General features: G+C 71.5%; 14 protein-coding genes. 7 read left to right on the top strand and 7 right to left on the bottom strand.

The features are described 5' to 3' along the window. Positions 1-43: 43 nt before the first annotated feature. The gene (locus AB5J87_RS34145) at positions 44-3646 is read left to right on the top strand and encodes a glycosyltransferase (RefSeq protein WP_369382579.1); all 3603 of its coding nucleotides are present in this window, start codon (positions 44-46) and stop codon (positions 3644-3646) included. A 90-nt stretch (positions 3647-3736) separates the two neighbouring features. Here AB5J87_RS34145 and AB5J87_RS34150 read toward each other — a convergent pair whose 3' ends face one another. The 3 genes from AB5J87_RS34150 to AB5J87_RS34160 all read right to left on the bottom strand — a co-directional run bounded on the left by AB5J87_RS34150 (position 3737) and on the right by AB5J87_RS34160 (position 6140). Beyond that, a complete protein-coding gene (locus AB5J87_RS34150; protein ID WP_369382580.1) occupies positions 3737-4204 on the bottom strand; it encodes a nuclear transport factor 2 family protein in 468 nt (155 codons plus the stop codon). Positions 4205-4371: 167 nt separating this feature from the next. After that, complete coding sequence (locus AB5J87_RS34155) at positions 4372-5541, bottom strand: hypothetical protein (RefSeq protein ID WP_369382581.1); 1170 nt, start codon at positions 5539-5541, stop codon at positions 4372-4374. After that, a complete protein-coding gene (locus AB5J87_RS34160) occupies positions 5538-6140 on the bottom strand; it encodes an ankyrin repeat domain-containing protein (protein WP_369382582.1) in 603 nt (200 codons plus the stop codon). Before AB5J87_RS34160 ends, AB5J87_RS34155 begins: the two co-directional genes overlap by 4 nt. A 297-nt stretch (positions 6141-6437) precedes the next feature. Here AB5J87_RS34160 and AB5J87_RS34165 point away from each other — a divergent pair, with 297 nt between their 5' ends. The 4 genes from AB5J87_RS34165 to AB5J87_RS34180 all read left to right on the top strand — a co-directional run bounded on the left by AB5J87_RS34165 (position 6438) and on the right by AB5J87_RS34180 (position 11344). Continuing rightward, positions 6438-6872, top strand: coding sequence for a VOC family protein (locus AB5J87_RS34165; RefSeq protein WP_369382583.1), 435 nt, complete (start codon positions 6438-6440; stop codon positions 6870-6872). A gap of 239 nt (positions 6873-7111) precedes the next feature. Then, complete coding sequence (locus AB5J87_RS34170) at positions 7112-8737, top strand: amidase (RefSeq protein WP_369382584.1); 1626 nt, start codon at positions 7112-7114, stop codon at positions 8735-8737. Between the two features lie 74 nt (positions 8738-8811). After that, the gene (locus AB5J87_RS34175) at positions 8812-9312 is read left to right on the top strand and encodes a hypothetical protein (protein WP_369382585.1); all 501 of its coding nucleotides are present in this window, start codon (positions 8812-8814) and stop codon (positions 9310-9312) included. A 295-nt stretch (positions 9313-9607) separates the two neighbouring features. Next, positions 9608-11344 (top strand): MFS transporter, encoded by a 1737-nt coding sequence (locus AB5J87_RS34180; RefSeq protein WP_369382587.1) that lies wholly within the window; start codon positions 9608-9610, stop codon positions 11342-11344. A gap of 83 nt (positions 11345-11427) precedes the next feature. On the opposite strand, the gene AB5J87_RS34185 is transcribed toward AB5J87_RS34180, so the two are convergent. Both AB5J87_RS34185 and AB5J87_RS34190 read right to left on the bottom strand, forming a co-directional pair. Next, a complete protein-coding gene (locus AB5J87_RS34185) occupies positions 11428-12843 on the bottom strand; it encodes a M1 family metallopeptidase (RefSeq protein ID WP_369382588.1) in 1416 nt (471 codons plus the stop codon). Between the two features lie 37 nt (positions 12844-12880). Then, positions 12881-13663, bottom strand: coding sequence for a M20/M25/M40 family metallo-hydrolase (locus tag AB5J87_RS34190; protein ID WP_369382589.1), 783 nt, complete (start codon positions 13661-13663; stop codon positions 12881-12883). A 399-nt stretch (positions 13664-14062) separates the two neighbouring features. Between AB5J87_RS34190 and AB5J87_RS34195 the strand changes: the two genes are divergently transcribed. Next, positions 14063-14842: a hypothetical protein gene (locus tag AB5J87_RS34195; RefSeq protein ID WP_369382590.1), complete on the top strand. Its 780-nt coding sequence runs from the start codon at positions 14063-14065 to the stop codon at positions 14840-14842. Between the two features lie 161 nt (positions 14843-15003). Here the strand turns inward: AB5J87_RS34195 and AB5J87_RS34200 are convergent, their stop codons facing one another. Together AB5J87_RS34200 and AB5J87_RS34205 are read right to left on the bottom strand one after the other, a co-directional pair. Then, complete coding sequence (locus AB5J87_RS34200) at positions 15004-15756, bottom strand: hypothetical protein (RefSeq protein WP_369382592.1); 753 nt, start codon at positions 15754-15756, stop codon at positions 15004-15006. A gap of 62 nt (positions 15757-15818) precedes the next feature. After that, the gene (locus tag AB5J87_RS34205; protein ID WP_369382593.1) at positions 15819-16793 is read right to left on the bottom strand and encodes a hypothetical protein; all 975 of its coding nucleotides are present in this window, start codon (positions 16791-16793) and stop codon (positions 15819-15821) included. A gap of 439 nt (positions 16794-17232) precedes the next feature. Here AB5J87_RS34205 and AB5J87_RS34210 point away from each other — a divergent pair, with 439 nt between their 5' ends. Next, positions 17233-18063, top strand: coding sequence for a SigB/SigF/SigG family RNA polymerase sigma factor (locus AB5J87_RS34210; protein WP_369382594.1), 831 nt, complete (start codon positions 17233-17235; stop codon positions 18061-18063). The last annotated feature ends 208 nt before the right edge of the window (positions 18064-18271 follow it).

An 18271-nucleotide genomic window follows, 5' to 3' on the forward strand; every position in this document is an offset into this window, starting at 1 on the left:
GGCGGCAGGGGTCCCGCTCGTGTGCCGGAGCGAGGGGGCGGGCGTGGACGCAGGCGAAGGCGGTCGTCACCGTACGGACCAGGGGCGCCGGTATCTGGTCGCGGTCGGCGTGTCCCACTACGGCTCACCGCGTCTGCCGGACCTCCCCCGGGCCGGGCAGGACGCGGACGAGATGGCCGTACTGCTCGCGCGCTTCGGGTACGAACGCGTGCTCACTGAACTCGGCACGGCTCCCACCGCCGAGCAGCTGCGCTACGGCGTCGCGCGCTGGAGCAGGGACGCCCGGCTGGGGCCGGACGATCTGCTGATCGTGTACTTCGCGGGACACGGCTTGGCGGACGGGGCGCGTCTCCATCTGCTCACCTCGGACAGCGAACCGGAGCGCGCGTACACGGCGTTGGCCGTCAGCGAACTCTCCGAAAGGATCATCGACAGCGGGGTCGGGAGCGTGCTGCTGGTTCTCGACGCGTGCGTGTCGGGAGTCGCTCACCGCGCGATGGCCGGGTGGGACGTGCCCCACGTCGACTCCCGGCTTCACGACACTGCCCACCACGTGATCACGCGGAACCGGAACCCAGAGACCCAGGTGTCCCTGGTGGACACCTTCGAGCATGCGCTCACCCACTCGGACGCGGGGCCCAGGCGGCGCTACCTCCCCGTCGTGGACGTGTTCCAGGGAGTGCAACGGCACATCAGACGCCAGGGGGCGGCCGAGGAAGTCTCGTACGTCGGGCGCCGGATCTCGGGGACCGAGGCGTTCTTCCCCAACCCCCAGTACGTGCCGGACCTGCCGCGAGACGCCCTGGACCCCGTTGGTGTCGCCCGTCTGCGGCACGAGCTCAGCAGCCACTTCGGCCCGCGCGCCCGTGGCGTGGCGCACCCCGCCGAGCCGGGTGACCTCTTCGTCGGGCGCACCAACGCCCTGGCCCGGATCGCCTCCTGGGTGCGGGCCGCCCCCGGCGACCCGGTGCCGCCGCTGGCGGTGATCGGAGCGCCGGGCTCCGGCAAGACCGCCCTGCTCGGCCGCTTCCTGGCCCTGACCGACCTCGACAGCGCGGCCCGGATGAACACCGCGCCCCAGACGCTGCCCCCACCGGGTCTGGCCGTCATCCCGCTCAGCGGCGGGGGAGTCGGCGGACCGCCCGCGCTCGCCTCCGACCTGGCCGCCGCCCTCGGCCTGCCCCCGGAGTCGAGCCCCGCAGGGGTGCTTGAGGCACTGCGCACACGGACCGACCCCGTCGTCGTCGTCCTCGACGGGCTGGACGAGATCTCTCCGTCCGCGTACGACGCCGGTCTCCCCGCCTTCGTCCGTGCGCTCGGCCGCGCTCCCGCCGTCCGTCTCCTCGTCTCGACCCGCGCGGCCCAACTGGAGTCGCTGGGACCGGATGTGCAGGTGCTCGACCTCGACTCGGCCGAGTACCGGGACGAGGACGCCCTGCGCCAAGTCGCCCACCGCCTGGCTGCGGATCCCGGCCGGACCGCCGCCGTACTGGGAGAACTTGAGCGCCAGGCCGACGCTGAAGCGGACCGTTCGTTCCTGATGGTGCAGCTGCTGGCGTCGGGCTTGGTGACACCCGACGACATGCTCTCCGGCCCGGGGGACCTCTCCTCCCTGTTCCGGGGCCTCGTCCAACGCCTCGGCCCGGACGAGGCACTCTCGACACATCTGATGCTGCCCCTCGCCTACGCACAGGGGACCGGCCTGCCCGACCGACTCTGGGCACCACTGGTCGAGGCCCTCACCGGCGAGGTGTGCACGGCCGAGGAGCTCGGGCGGTTCCGCGAGCGGGCGGACGCCCTCGTGGTCGACAGCACCAGGCCCGACGGGTCCACCGTCCACCGCCTCTTCCACGTCTCGTTCGCCGAGTTCCTGCGGGCGTCCACCGACGAGCGGGACCAGCAGCGGCGCATGACCCGGGAACTGGTCCGCCTGGTGCCGCGTACGGCGGAGGGGCGACGGGACTGGGCCGGCGCGGACCCGTACATCCTCGAACACCTCGCCACCCACGCCGCCGCCGGGCGGATCCTCGACGAAGTGGTGCGGGACGGTTCCTACCTCGACCACGCCGCACCGGAGCCGCTGTCCCGGGCGCTGGACGACAGCGTCGGCCTCCGCCCGGCCGACGCTTCCTGGGCCGGGGACACCCGTGGTGCCGCGGACGAGGACGCGGCCACCGACGAGGACGTGGGCGCGGACGCCGAGGTCGAGACGGGCATGACCACGGACGAGGACGTGGCCGCCGACGAGGACGGGGACGACGCGTACGGCCATGACTTCGTCCTCGATCCGCCGGACTCGGACCCCGGCGTCCCGGACTCCGTCCTGGGCCGGGTGAGCGCCACCGAACTGGCCGCCGCCCACGTCCTGGCGGAGCAGACCCGCGTCCTGGTGGTCGCCACCGAGTGGTCCTCCGGCCGGGGCGGCCTGAGCACCTTCAACCGTCACCTGTGCGTGGCGATGGCGACCGCCGGTGCCCAGGTCTTCTGCATCGTGCTGGACGCCGACGCCTCCGAGGTGGCGGACGCCAAGGAGAAGCACGTCACCCTGCTAACCCACCCCGGCGCGCCCGGCGCACCGGAGTACGGCCGGCTCACCCGCCGACCGGCCCTCCCGCACGGCGTCGAGCCCGACCTGGTCATCGGGCACGCCCGGATCACCGGCCCGGCCGCCGCCCACCTCAAGGAGGACTTCTTCCCCAACGCCCGACGGCTGCACTTCGTCCACATGGCGCCGGACGAGATCGAATGGCACAAGCTGGGCGACGGTGTCGACCGAGCGCGGCAGGCGGAGGAACGCACCGAGATCGAGCGCGAGCTCGGGCTCACGGCCCACCGGGTGGTCGCCGTCGGCCCCGCGCTGAAACGCCGTTTCAGCAACGAACTGTGGGGCGCGGAAGTTCCCGAACCGCTGCGTCTGGACCCCGGCTTCGACTCACCCACGAACAGGGCCTCGGCCACGGCGGCGCTCGTCGAGGGGAGCGCGGCGAACGCCTTCGCGTGCCGCCGCCCCCCGCCTGATGGGCTGCACAAGATCCTGTTCGTCGGCCGTACCGAGGACGTCCGGCTCAAGGGCGTCGACCTCGCCGCACGGGCCAGCGGAATGGTGCACGAGCTGAGGGCCAGAACGGCGGGTGAGCCGATCGAGCTGTTCGTGCGCGGGGCACCGCCGGAGAAGGCCGACGAACAGCAGCAGCTCATCCGGGACTGGTCGGCCTGCCCGGGCCTTCGCGTGGTGGTGCGCCCCTACTCCACCGACCCGCGCAGACTGGAATCCGACATGTTGCGCGCCGCGCTGGTGGTCGTGCCTTCCCGCTCGGAGGCGTTCGGCCTCGTCGGGCAGGAGGCGATCCTGCGCGGGGTGCCGGTGCTGGTCAGCGACCAGAGCGGCCTGGCGCAGCTGCTGCGCGAACAACTCGGTGCGGAGGCCGACCACTTGATCGTCCCGGTCACCGGCGACTTCGACGAGGACGCCCGGGGATGGGCCGATCGCATCGAGAAGTGTCTGACGGGCCGGGACGAGGCGTTCGAGCGGATGCACGCGGTACGCTCCCGTCTCGCCGCTTCGGTCACATGGGCGTCCGCCGCCCGTCTGGTACTGGGCGAGGCGCCGCCCCGCACCAACTCCGCCCGGGGCAGGGCCGGATGACCTGAAGCCAAGGGGCGGCGAAGGCGTGCGGGGCCCACCGCTCGTCGTCCTCCATGGCTGCTGTCCGCAGGGCGGGGAGGCGATGCGGGGTCAGCGATCCGCGCCGACCGGGCGCAGATGGTGGCTCACATCGCCGACGAGGGTGATGCGGACCCGCCGCTCGGTGAAGCGCCACTCTCCGTCACGGCGCTCGAAACGGTCGTGGTAGCGGCCACCCGCGATGGGTTGCAGCGGCAGACCGGGCAGGGCCTGGAGCACGGTGACGTACGAGCGCGAGACGGCCGTGCCCGCCTGTTCGTCGACGTCGATGACGATGTTGGTGGTGACGTGCTGGGTCCGCGGTGTGCCGTCGGCGTAGAGGATGACGGTGTCCTGGAACATCTCCGCGATCGCGGCGCGGCCTCTGACGGGTGCGCCGCTGCCGGTGAAGGTGGCGTCGGCGAGGAGGTCCCCGAGACCCGCGAAGTCACCGTCGTCGACGAGCTCGGCGTACCGCCCGATCAGGTTCTCGACGGCGCGGTGGCTCGGCATCGGGTCGGCGGGCGTACGCGCGGGCATGGCCACGGTTTCCTCCAGGCGGGACGAGCGATCTGTGGCGTGCGGAGACGAGGACGGTTCGGTGACAGTCCTGTGGTGCGCCACAGTAACCCGGGCCGTGTTCCCGTACGGACGGGCACTCGCCGAGGCTCCGCGTCAGACCGTATGTGGCCACTGGGTGAGAACGGCTACGGCTCGGAGTCGCCCGGCGCCTTGAGTACCGCAATGCCCAGCGGGCGCGACCCTACGGGCAGTTGGGAAATGGCACGGCTCTTGAGGTCGACGAGGGTGATGCCGTTCCAGTATCCGTCGCGGGTGAAGCCGCCGGTGACGTAGGCGGTGCGGCCATCGGGGGAGACCGTCACGTTCTCGTGCGGGCCGGGCAGTGGGATCACGGTTTCCCGGCCATCGGGGGATCGCACGGTGAGCGACGGGCCGTCGTCCTCGGACGGGTCGATGGGCCCCGTGCCGACGACGAGGAGTGTGCCGTCGGCGGTGACCGTGGCACCGTGCTGATGGGTGTTCGCCGTCATGCGCTCGATGGTGGAGGCGCCGGTGCGCGGGTCGACGACGACGAGCCGTTCGCCCTCGAAGGGGAGGAGGAGGCGTCCGTCGGCGGGCCGTACGGCCGTGTAGTGCGGCTTGAGCCATGAGCCCAGGCCGCCCTCGGTGCCGTAGGGGGCCACCTCGATGCGGCGGGTGCGCCGGCTGTGCGTGTCGACGACCGTCACGTCGAAGGAGTCGTGGCCGGTCGCGTAGACCTCGCGGCCGTCCGGGGCGACGTCCACGTCGAAGGGCCTGCGGCCGACGGGGGCGGCATCCGTGACCTTCAGAGTCGTGGTGTCGATGGTCTCCAACACCCCTTTTCCATTCGGCACGTTGACACCCACATAGGCGTGTCGGCCGTCCGGCGCGAGGGCGATGCCCATGCCCCCGCCCCGGTACTCGCCTCCGGTGACGGGCCCGAGCCCCGGTGTCCGGTACGGGATCCGCGCGAGCAGTGCGCGGCGCTGGGTGTCCACGACCGCGACCCCCTCGGCCGTGGCGACCCAGGCGCGCCCGTCGCCGCCCAGCGCCAGACCGTACGGGGCGACTCCCACCTTCACCGAGCCGGTGGCGCCCTTGGCCGGATCGACGAAGGTGACCGTGTCCGAGCCGAAGTCGCTCACCAGGAGGGTGCCGTCGCCGCCTTCGGCTCCGGGGCGGTCCGGCGCGGGAGCGCGAAGCGGCGGTGACTGCAGGACCGGCGTGGATACGGGCGCATCGGCCCGCCCGTCCCGGTCGGCCGAGGCGGTGCAGCCGGTGAGGACCAGCACGCCCACCGCGGAGGCGGCCGTGAGCAGGGCGGCCGGCCTCATCCCGCGGCCCTCAGAAGTGCGGCGATCCCGGTGAAGCCGCGCCGCTCGGCGTGCTCCAGCGCGGTCACCCCGTCGCGGTCACCGAGACCGGGAGTCGCCCCGGCCGCGAGGAGCAGCCGCACGATCGTCTCGTGGGCGCGGCCACCGTCGCCGAGGATGACGGCCTCCAGCAGTGCGGTCCAGCCGAGACGGTTGACGTGGTCGACGTCGATGTCGGTCTCGTCCAGCACGGCACGTACGTACTCGACATGGCCGCGTTCGGCGGCCGGGATGAGGGAGACGCCGCCGAAGCGGTTGCGGAGCCGCAGGTCGGGGCCCGCCGGGAGCAGGACGCGCATCATAGGGACGCTACCGGTGACCCCGGTGACCAGCCAGGCGCTGTCGTCCCGGTCGTCCTGCGCATCGGGGTCGGCACCGGCGGCGACCAGTACCTCTGCGGCTGCCACGTGATCGCCGATCGCGGCGAGCAGGAGTGGCGTACGGCCGTGCTGGTCACGGGCCTCGATGTCGGCACCGCCGCCGAGCGCGGCCCGCACGGCGTCGACGTCACCCCGCTCCGCGCCGACGAGCAGGTCCTGGCTCTGGCTGTGGGGGGTCATGCGGTTGCTCCTCTTCGACAGGGTTGCGCTCGTGGACACCGCCATCGGGCCGAGCACCCTCGGGGCCGGGCGACGCGAGTCCGGTATCCATCTTGGCGCCGCACCCGCGACGGGACCGTCGACGTCTCGGCTGCCCTGGCCGGTCCGGGCGGCTGACCCTGGGGTCATACGAATGGATGACCCTGGTGACGGGGGTAGCGGGTATGGAAGGCCCCGAGGGTTGAGATGGTCGTCATGTCGACAACAGGCATATCCGGCACGGGAATTGACCGACTCGACCCCTGCTATGGTGCGTCGATGTCAACGATCAAGCAGTTCCAAGTCACCTTCGACTGCGCCGAGCCGGAGCGCGTCGCCCGCTTCTGGTGTGAGGTGCTGGGCTACGTCGTACCGCCGCCGCCGGAAGGTTTCGACAGTTGGGGCGCGTACGATCGGTCGCTGCCCGCCGAGCGTCGGGGAGCGGCGTTCGTCTGCATGGATCCCTCTGGCGTCGGGCCGCGGATGTACTTCCAGCGCGTTCCCGAGGGGAAGGTCGTCAAGAACCGGGTGCACCTGGACGTGCGGGTCGGTACCGGGCTCGTGGGTGAGGAGCGCCTCGCCGTGCTGGAGGCCGAGTGCGCACGGCTGGTCGCGCTCGGCGCGGTGTGTGTGCAGGTGATGCGCGCGGACGGCTTCGACGAGTCCTGCATCGCGATGCAGGACATCGAGGGCAACGAATTCTGCATCGACTGAGCCGTCGGCCGTGACCCGCCGGTCCATGCCCCGCCGGTCCGTGGTCCATCGGCCCTGGCCAGTCGGCCCGTGTCCTGGTGGCCCGTGGCCCGTCCGCCTGTGGCTCGTGGCCCCTCTGCCCGTGCCCCGGCGGCCCGTGCCCCTGCGTGCGCCGAGCGGTGGTGCGCGGCCGTCCGGACAGGAGGCTCGGCCCGGGGGCCCCTTGCGCCGGACGGTGAGGGTGTAGTGCGCTGAGTCCCATGAGAATGAGTGGAGTTGCCGCACTGATCACCGCTCTGGTCGCCGGGTCGTTGCTGGCGGGCGCGCCCGGCTCGAACGCGCAGGGCATCGGCGCCTCGGACGCGCCGCCGCCCGGATCCTCGTCTCTTCAGGGAATCGATCTCGACACCGTGACGATTCCGGAGCTGCAGGCGCGCAGGGACGAGGGGTCCCTGACGTCGCTGGAGCTCACCCGCGCCTATCTGCGCCGGATCGCGGCCGTCGATCCGAAGATCCACGCGGTGCTGTACACCGACCCGTCCGCCTTGCGGCAGGCCGCGGCCAGTGACGCCCGGCATCGCGGCGGCCGTCTGCGCGGACCGCTCGACGGGATTCCCGTACTGCTCAAGGACAACATCGACACCCGGGACCTGCCGACCACGGCAGGTTCGCTCGCGCTGGCAGGGCGCCCGCCCGCCGCCGATGCCGCGCTGGTGGGGCGGCTGCGGGCGGCCGGGGCGGTGATCCTGGGGAAGACCAATCTGTCGGAGTGGGCGAACTTCCGGGCCGCGAAGCCGACATCGGGGTGGTCGGCAGTCGGCGGGCAGACCAGCAACCCGTACGTCCTGGACCGCAACCCGTGCGGATCCTCCGCGGGGTCGGCCGCCGCCCTCGCCGCGTCGCTGTCCCAGGTGGCGATCGGCACCGAGACCGACGGCTCCATCGTCTGCCCGGCCGGGATGAACGGAGTGGTCGGCCTCAAGCCGAGCCTGGGCCTGGTGAGCGGGCGGGGCGTCGTGCCGATCTCCGCCGAGCAGGACACCGCGGGGCCCATGGCCCGCAACGTCATCGACACCGCGCTGACGCTCTCCGTGCTGACCGGCGGGCTGCCCGCCGGCCTGGGCGACGCGTCGGCCTCCGACGCGCGGGCCGGACAGGGGGCGCGTCCGGGCAAAGCGGGGGACCGCCGGGACGGACTGCGGGGCAAGCGCATCGGGCTCTGGCGCCTACCTTCGCTCGGCCCCGACGTCGATGCGCTGATGACCCGTACCGCCGCCGAACTGCGGGCTGCCGGTGCCGAGGTCGTCGAGGTGACGCCCCCGTACCAGGACCGGCTGGCCGAGCTCGAATTCCCGGCCCTGCTCAGCGAGTTCCACCGGGACATCGACGCGTACCTCGGTACGCGGAGCGGCCCCCGCGACCTCGCCGGGCTGATCGCGTTCAACCGCACCCATGCCCGGGAGCGGACCTGCTTCGCCGGGCAGGAGCTGTTCGAGCAGGCCCTCGCCGCGCCGCCGACCACCGACCCGAAGTACCGCGTCATGCGCGCGGAGCTGAAGGACCTGTCCCGGCGTTCGATCGACGAGACGCTGGCCGCCCACCGTTTGGACGCCATCGCCGCCCCGACGAACCCGCCGGCCTGGACGACCGACTGCGCACGCGGTGACAACGACGTGATCCCGTCCTCCACCCCGGCGGCCGTCGCTGGCTACCCCACGCTGTCCGTGCCCGCCGGGTCCGTGGGCGAGCTTCCGGTCGGCCTGCTGCTGATGGCCGGTGACCGCGCGGACGCGCGGCTGCTGTCGCTGGGCGGCGCGGTGGAGCAGCACCTGCGGGCCTGGCGCGCACCGCGCTATCTGCCGTCGGCGGGCCGGGCCGCCCGCTGAGCCCCGGCCCGTTGGCCCCGCCGTGGTGGAGGAGGCCCCCACGGCGGCGGCTACGGGCGTGACCCGGTTCCGCCTTGATCGTTCAGGGCTACATGATCTACTTCAAGCGCGGACTCGCCACCGTCGTCCTGGCCCTGGCCGGGCTCGGCGCCATCGCGGTGCCCACGTCGTACGCGACCGACAACGTGCCCTGCCACAGCCCGGCCAAGAGGGACCTGACCGACCCCGATACGGGACGGGTCTGGCCCGGTACCGAGGTCAAGTTCTGCAACCTGACCCAAGGGCACGTCCCGGTCTACGCCAGCCGTTCGGCGAGCGCTCCCGTCGTCGGGTACCTCGAACAGGGCGGCGCGGCCAACTGGTTCGTCACGGAGATGAAGGGCGGTGACTTCCGGCTCGGATCGGCGGCCAACAACTGGTGGGGCAGCACCAAGGCCGACAACGGCAGGTGGGGCTGGGTGCCGGAGGTGTACTTCGTGGGCGGCGACAACTACGAGGACGACGCGGGTCTCCTCATGCCGGGCAACTACACGTGTGCCAACACGTGCCCGCGCCTTCCGTTCTGGGCGCGGTGAGGGCGGGCGGCGCCTACGGCCGGCGGGGCTGAGCGCTCCGGGCCGCGGCGCCGTGCGCGGGGCCCGGCTCCCGGTGTCCCGCGCACGGCGGCGCGCCGTCCCTGCCCGGCCTCCGGCGGGATCCGGCCAATGGCGAAGCAATGAAAGGGTCAAGCGCTTCCCATCCAGGTCAAGATTCGTACAGGTGCGGAATTCAACGGAGTTCACTGGAATAGTCGCCCCGGGAAACTGGTTTGAGGTACGCGTACCGGCAAGGTGCCGCCGCCGATCACTTCCCGCTCCGGAGGACCTCGTAATGTCCCAGCCGACGACCGACCAGCAGGCCGCATCGCGCGGCACTCGCGGTGTCGTCCCCGTACTCGCCTTCGCCGGTATCACGGTCGCGGTCATGCAGACGCTGCTCGTGCCGGTCATCAAGGACCTGCCCCAGCTGCTCAGCACCTCACCCTCCAACGCCACCTGGGTCATGACCTCGACGCTGCTCGCCGGCGCCGTGGCCACCCCGATCATGGGCCGCCTCGGCGACCTGTACGGCAAGCGCCGCATGCTGCTGGCCAGCCTCGCCATCATGGTGATCGGCTCACTGATCGCGGGCTTCACCAGCGACCTCCTCGTCATGATCTCCGGCCGCGCCCTCCAGGGCTTCGCCATGGGCGCCATCCCGCTCGGCATCGGCCTCATGCGCGACGAGCTGCCCCGCGAGAAGCTCGGCTCGGCCATGGCCCTGATGAGCTCCTCCATAGGCGTCGGCGGCGGGCTCGCACTGCCGCTCGCCGCCCTGGTCGCCCAGCACACCAACTGGCACGCCCTCTTCTTCGGCTCCGCGGGCCTCGGTGTGGTGGCCATCCTGCTGACCCTCCTCTTCGTGCCGGAGAGCGACGTCAGGGCGGAGGGCACCTTCGACGTCTTGGGCGCGCTCGGCCTCTCCGCGGGTCTCATCCTGCTGCTGCTCCCGATCACCAAGGGCAGCGACTGGGGCTGGGGCTCCGCCACCACGCTCGGCCTGCTCGGCGCCGCGGTCCTGGTCCTGGTCCTGTGGGGCGTGATGGAGCTGCGCATCGAGGCGCCGCTGGTGAACCTGCGCACCACCGCCCGGCGCGAGGTGCTCCTCACCAACCTCGCCTCCATGATGGTCGGCGTCGCCTTCTACGCCATCTCGCTGGTGCTCCCGCAGCTGCTCCAGCTTCCCTCCGCCACCGGATACGGCCTCGGCCAGTCGATGGTCGTGGCCGGTCTGTGCGTGGCGCCGCTGGGCCTCACGATGATGCTGACGGCGCCGGTCTACGCCCGCCTCTCGGCCAAGTACGGCCCGAAGACCACCCTCATCCTCGGCATGGTGATCATCGCGATCGGATACGGCGCGGGGCTCGGCCTGATGAGCGAGGTCTGGCAGACCATCGTCATCTCGATCGTCGTCGGCGCGGGCATCGGCCTCGCCTACTCCTCGCTGCCCGCCCTAATCATCGGTGCGGTGGACCCGTCCGAGACGGGCGCGGCCAACGGCCTCAACACCCTGATGCGCTCGATCGGCACATCGGTGTCCAGCGCCGTCATCGGCATGGTGCTCGCCAACACCTCGAAGGACTTCGGCCCCGTCGCGCTCCCGACCATGCACGGCTTCCGCGTCTCGTTCCTGATCGCGACGGCCGCCGTGGCCGGTGGACTGACGCTCGCTGTCTTCCTGCCCAAGGGCCGCCCCGCCGCCAAGCTCCAGCTGCGCGCGAGCAGCGAGGAGGACGCGGTCCTCGAACGGGCCACCGAGGCGCTGGCCGCCTTCCACGGTCTGGTCGTCGGCGCGAGCGGCGCGCCCGTGGCCCACGCCGAGGTCACGCTGATCGACGGGCACGGCCGCCGGGCGGGCTCGGCCCGCACCGATGAGAGCGGCCGGTACACCGTGCCGGTGCCGCGGGGCGGCGCCTACGTCCTGACCGCGACGGCCGCGGGCCACGCCCCCTTCGAGTCGTCGGCCACCCACCACGGGGGCGACGACCCGGTGACGGTGGACCTGGCCCTGGCGACGCCCGTCCTGTAGATCGAAGCGGTTGCCCCGCCAGATCGGACCCGGTGGCCCGCGGCTCACACAGGCCGCGGGCCACCGGGACGAACGACGCACCCTCACCGCGCCGCGGCGAGGCTCCCCGGATAGAGGTACCGCTGCGCCGGAAGCGTCGTGCCGTGGACCCACGCGTCGAAGAACCCCTTGAGGTCCTTGCCCGACACCCTGCCCGCCAGCGCCTCGAACTGCGGGAACGAGGCGTTGCCGTACGCGTGCTCGCCCGTCCAGCGGCCCAGGGTGGTGAAGAACGCGTCGTCACCCACGGTGCGCCGCAGCGCGTGGAGCATCAGCGAGCCCTTGAAGTACAGGGCGGCGTCGACCTCCTTGCCCTTGCCGGGGTCGTAGAGCCTCGTGGCCCAGAACGACGGGTCGTCCTTGTGCTTCTCGACCAGGGACCTGTAGAAACCGGTGTCGAGGTCGGCGCCCTGGTGCTCCTCCCACAGCTGGTTGGCGTACTGGGCGAAGCACTCCGCGAGGCAGCCGTCACGCCAGTCCGTGAACGAGGCGCTGTTGCCGAACCACTGGTGGGCGCTCTCGTGCACCACCGCCGAGTCGAAGAGACCACCCGTGTAGGTGGGGCGGCTCTGCGTCTCCAGGTCCAGCGCGCGGGCCGCGGGATCCTTCGACCAGCCGACCACGACGGCACCCGCCGAGGAGAACGGATAGGGGCCGAACTTCGAGGCGAGGAACGCCAGGACGTCCCGCTGCTGGTCCTCCACCACCGTGTCCACGGGGACGTCCGGACCGTACGCGGTGATGACCGGCGTCCCGTCCGGCAGCCGCGAGCGGTGGACGGTGAACCTGTCGATGGCGACCGTGCTGACGTACGTCGCCAGCGGCCTGTCCTCCTTCCACCGGAAGGTCGTCCGGCCGCCCGTGGCGGTGGTCGGTCCCGGCAGGCCGTTGCCGATGACCGTCCAGCCGTCGGGAACGGTCGCGGTGAGCGCGAAGGTCGCCTTGTCGGAGGGGTGGTCGTTGGCCGGGTACCAGGAGGTCGCGGAGTGCGGCTCGCCCGCCGCGTTCGCGCCGCCGGACGCCAGGATGTGCCAGCCCTCGGCGTCGGGCGCGCCGGCGTACTTGACCCGGACCGCGAACGCGGCGCCCCGGGCCAGACGTCCGGCCGGTTCGACGAGCAGTTTGTGCGCCCCGGAGCGGGAGAACGACCTGGCCGGAACACCGTTCACGGTGACCGATGCCACCTCGAAGCCCTTGAGATCGAGGCTGAGGCGGTCCAGCTGCCGCAGGGCACGGGCGGTGACGGTCGTGTCGCCCTCCAGATGGTCGGCGCGCGCCGGATCGTAGGCGATCCGCACGTCGTAATGGGTCACGTCGTAACCGGAGTTGCCGTCGTCGGGGAAGTACGGGTCCTTCACTGTGGTCGCGCCCGTGGCGGGGACGGCGGTCAGGACGACGCCGAGAGCGGTCGCGGCCGCCAGTACGGTGGCGCGCCCGCGGCGGTGTTTCGATGGCTGCATCAGTGCTTCCTGGTGTTGTGCGGCGGAGGGTCGGTGTTCAGGACCGGGGGGAGGTGTGCGCGTACGTGGCGGCCAGCTGCCACACCACCGCGACCAGTGCGTTGGTACTGGTGGTCTGCGTCGCCGGATCGACGTTGGCGAGGGTGTCGCACGCGTCGTGGATGCAGTCCGAGATGCCGGTGCTGAAGCCGGACGACGGGATGCCGGCGTTCCCGAACGACTCGTGGTCCGAACCGCCCACCCCGACGTCGAAGGTGGCGAGGCCCCGCGCCGCGAACCACGCCTGGAACGCCTGGAATCCGGCGCTCTCCCCGTGCTGCGCGTCGTTCACCACGAACCATTGCCGGGTGTTCCTGCTGCCCGCCTGGTCCAGGTTGAGATACAGGTCGATGGCCTCGCGCTCGGACGCCGACAGGCTCCGAACGTAGTGCGCCGAGCCGATCAGCCCCGCCTCCTCCGCTCCCCACCAGGCGAAACGCAGGTGCCGTGCGGGCTTGAGACGGGACTCGGCCACCTTGAGCGCCGTGGCCAGGACCGCCGCGGAGCCGGAACCGTTGTCATTGACCCCCGGACCGGCCGGAACGCTGTCGAGATGGGCGCCGGTGAGCAGTACGTGGCGCGGGTCGCCGCCCGGCCAGTCGGCGATCAGGTTGTAGCCGTCCGCGCCGTTGTACGAGAAGTGGCGCAGCTCGGTGCGGAAGCCCGCCCGCTCCAGCGCGTGCCGCACGTACGCCACCGACTGCGCGTAACCCCGGGTGCCGTGCGCGCGGTTGCCGCCGTTGCGGTCGGCGATCCGTTGCAGCGCGCGCAGGTGGGGCATGACATCCGTCTGCGACACGATCGGAGCCCCGGCGCCACGACGTGCGACCCACGCCGGGGTTGTCACCCCACCCCAATGAATGGGCGCACGGGCGTATACGCGTACTTGGTGTGCGGGCGCGCGTACGGCATGACAGGGGAGGCGCGGCCCCGGCGGTGTCTGTTGCGGTGATCCTGAAGGGTTGTACGGACCGGAGTCTCAATCACATCGACATGCCGTTGCGCTGTCGTCACGATCAGGACGCCATGATCGAGACCGTCGGTTCTTGGGTGCGGCGGTGCATAGATTGCTCGGCATACGACGTTTCCGCAGGTCCGCAGGTCCGCAGGTCCGCAGGTCCGTGGACGGTGTGCGGGGGTGCGTCGTCGGTCGCCGATTCGAAGGAAGCCTTTTCACATCATGCGTCGCACCGCTGTACGCCGTACCGCCCTAGCCGTCTCCACGCTTTCGCTGGCCCTGCTCGTCAGCGCCTGCGGGTCGGACGACTCGAAGGACTCCGGGGCGAAGGAGAAGCCCCAGGGCGACAAGTCGTCGTCGAGCGCGCCCGCGGCCTCGGGCCAGAAGGCGCTGTCCCAGGCCGAGGTGGACAAGGCCGCACTGACCGAGGCCGACCTGAAGGACCACAAGGTCACCAAGGCGACCGCGGCGGACATGGCGACGAGCAAGTCGGTCAGCACCGAAAAGGCCGCCTGCAAGCCGATCGTCGACGTCTTCGCGCTGCGCGCGATCGGTGCGCCCGGCGCGAGCGCGACGCGCAAGATCATGGCGGTGCCGAAGGCTCCCGCCGCGAACGCCTCGGCCGAGGAGAAGGCGAAGGCGGGCCTCGACGCGCTGAGCGGCACGATCACCGCCGACACGCTGGCCTCCTACAACGGCAACGGTGCCGCCGATGCCCTGGCCACCCTGAAGAAGGCGGGCACGGACTGCGCGGGTGGCTTCACCGTCGTCGCCGACGGCGAGAAGACCAACATCACCAAGGTGTCAACGGGTGCCTACGCCGGAGGCGACGAGGCGGTCGCCTTCACCATGACCGCGGACATGGAAGGCGTGTCCGCGAACCACTACCTCGTCGCCGTCCGCAAGGGCAGCACGCTCGCCACCTTCTACGCCTGGAGCCTCGCCAACAAGGCCGAGCAGCCGAAGGCCGTGATCGACGCTCAGCTCAAGAAGCTGAGCTGATCCCAAGCCCCCTGTCCGTGCACCGAGTTGCCCGGACAGGGGGCTTCGATCTTCGCCACGGCATTCGTTCGTATACGTGTTTCGTGTACGAGCTTCGTATACGTACGAGGCTGAGACCGCGTACGGTCCGGTTGGCTGTCATGCGTGCCCGGCCCGGTCCGCTACTCCGGGGGCAGCATCTCCAGGGGTGTGACGGTGCGGCCCGTACGGGTCACGGGCAGCCCCCGCGCCATCCGGTCGATGAGGTTTTCGTAGTGCAGCCCCGCGTCGGCGAGGTAGGCGTCGTCGTCGGGGGAGCCGCCCCGGGCGAGGAGGACGTCCGGCACCAGGAGATCGGCCAAGTCGGCCTGCGCGGCCGGGTCCTGGATGACCAGACCGCAGTCGTCCGGATCGAGATACCCGGGCATCAGGGCCCGGCCGTGCAGGCTCCCTCCCACCTCGGGGAGGAACTCGTCCCACATGACCGCCACCGTGGCACGCAAGTCGCCGCGAATGTCGACGAGTTGGTCGGTGGAGTTGCCGAAGAACGTCTCCACCTCGACGTCACCCTTGACCAACAGGTGTGAGCTGCCGCTGAGAACGAGGTTGGCGGCCTTAAGATCGCCGAGCACGATCAACGACGGGCTGCCGTGGTCGAGGTTGAGGATGTTGCCGTCGACGTGGAGATCACCGTCGATGACGTATCCGGTGACCGCGCCGTCGATCCCCTCGTACTCGGGCCGCCCGCCGGCCTTGATCCAGGGGTTCTCGTGCCGGTACTGGTGGTCGTCGAGCCGGAGCGAGCCGGGCAGCGACGCGGGCCCCGGGTGCAGGATGTACTCGTCCTCGTAGAGGCTGCCGTAGACCTCCTGCGCCAACCCGCGCCGCTCGAAGAGGGCGACTGTCTCCGCCCATGTCTGGTAGATCGTCTCCATGGCCCGCAGAGTAGCCCCGGGCACTGACACTCCGGCCCCGGCTGACCGCTCCCACAACGGGGTCAGGAATGCAGGTCGGCTCGCAGGAGGTTGGGGTCGGTGTGGGTGAAGTAGGCGGCGCTCGGGATGTATACGGTGTTGCCGCGTACGGCCACGGACGTGGGGTTGGACAGGCCGTCGCCGCTGGTGAGCACGGTGTGGTGGCTGCCGTCCGCCTCGACGTACGCCGCCTCGCCGGAGAGGTTCAGGGTGGCGATCAGGGCGTCCCCGCGTCCCGTGAAGGCGAAGTCGTCGACGCTGGTGAGGCCGCTCGCGCGGACCTCGGCCGGGGCGGCCGTGCCGTCGTGGCGGACGGGGATGCGCAGCAGGTCGCCGGTGTCGGTGTTGGTGACCCATACGGCGTGCCGGTGCACCTTGAGGCCGTTGGCGCCGAACGCGACGGACGGCTTGAGCAGGCTGTCGTCGGACCAGGTCCTCGCGGTGCCGCCGTGCGTCGGTACGACGTGGACCACGCCGAGCGCCGAGTCGGCGGTGTAGAGGCGGTGTTCGGACTCGTCGATGGCGAGGCCGTTGGGAAATCCGGTGACGGGCAGGGCCGCGATCCGTTCGGGCCCGCCGCCGGGGCGCAGGCGCCAGATCCCGTGCAGGTCCGTGGTGCCGGTGGCGTAGCCGAAGTAGAGCGTGCCGTCGTGTGTGCGTGCGATGCCCGTGACGAGGGGGGCGTTGACGAGCGGGGTCCGGGAGTGTTTCGGGGCGGGCAGGGTGGCCAGGACGGTGGAGCGGCCCTCGCGGTCGACCCGGACGATCTGGCGGGCGTAGGAGAGCGTGAGGTCGGCCGAGCCGTCCGGCTCAAGGGCGATGTTCTCCGGCTGCTGCTTCCGGGCCAGGTCGAAGTGGTGGACGATCCGGGGGTGCGAGAGCGGCGGCGCGACGGCGACGGCCGGACTCGCGCCGGGCAGCGCCAGGGCGAGCCCGGCGGCCAGGCACGCGTAGGCGGCGCGGAGGACGTGCCGGGCGGGACGCGGTGAGCGGGACATGTTTCTCCTCATCCGGTGAACCTGTCTGGACCTGCCTGAATCTGGCGCGACCTGCTTGTCAGCAGAGCACGCGCGCGCACGCGCCGCCCCAGGTCCTCTGCCGTGCCCTGCGTAACTTCCCCCGGTCGGCCGCCGCCGACCGGCGGGCGCCCATATTGGCCTGGTCTCGTACGGTGCGATGGCCTGGTTCGTACCGTCTCGCCGCTGAACTCGAACGGCAGATCGAGGCAGCCTGCCGGGCGCGGCATCGGCGTCTGCTACGAGGGGGCTGGGCGGCTCAACCATTTGAGGGAAGCCCCGTTTGCGGGCGGAGGCGCGGGGCAGGCGCTCCTCGTGCTTCGGACTGGAAGGCACGCGCGCCCCGCTCTGTACGGCCGCATGCCCACTTCCAGAGCGAGGGCGTCAATCCGCCTGACGTCAACGCCGGCTGGGAGACCCCGTGACCGCCACCACCGCACTGCCCGCAACCCGTCGTACCGCACGTGCGGCCCGGCATGCCGATGCCCCCGACACCCGCAGTCTGTTCACCCGCCTGGAGCGCCTGGAGGAGGGGCCGGGGCGGGAGCAGGTGCGTGACCAGCTGGCCCGTGCGTGGCTGCCGATGGCGAACCGGCTCGCCGACAAGTACCGCGACCGGGGTGAGCCCCGCGAGGACCTGCGCCAGGTCGCCGCGCTCGGCCTGGTCAAGGCGATCGACCGCTACGACCGCGCCACCGGGCCGTTCGAGGCGTACGCGGTGCCCACGATCGACGGCGAGATCAAACGCCACTTCCGCGACCACGGCTGGGACCTGCACGTGCCCCGCCGGGTCCAGGACGCCCGCAACAAGGTCCGCCGCGCCCTGCGCGAGCTGCACAACACGGGTCATCCCCACCCCGTCCTCGCGCAGATCGCCGACCAGGCCCGCCTCAGCGTGGAACTGGCCAGCGCGGGGCTGGAGGCCATGGACGCCTACAGCGCCCTGTCCCTGGACAAGACGTTCGCCCCCGACCAGGACGACTCGTACAGCCTGCAGAGCACCCTCGGCCGTGACGAGAGCCGTTACGACCTGGTGGTGGACCGCGAGTCCGTGAAGGACGCCCTGCAACAGCTGCCCGAACGGGAGAAGGAGATCCTGTACCTGCGGTTCTTCAAGGACATGACGCAGGCCCGGATCGCCGAGCGCCTCGGCATCTCCCAGATGCACGTCTCGCGCATCATCAACAAGACCTGCGCCCGCGTCCGCACCCAGGTGCTCGCCGACACCGGCCCGCAGCGCAAGGCCGCCTGACGCGGGTGGCCCGGTCGCGTAGACCCGGCTCAGTCGTAGTGCTCGCCGTCGTCGCCCTGGACCCGGGCTTCCAGGGCGCGGGCCACTGATCGCATCTTGCCGATCAGCGGCTCGGTGGGGTTCTTGGCCCATGGAACGGAACTGTGGGAGGCGGCACTGACTGCGGCTGCTGTCGCCGCGTCGGATGCGGGCGCGAGGTGGGTGGGTC

It is taken from the genome of Streptomyces sp. cg36, assembly GCF_041080675.1.
Lineage (GTDB): Bacteria > Actinomycetota > Actinomycetes > Streptomycetales > Streptomycetaceae > Streptomyces.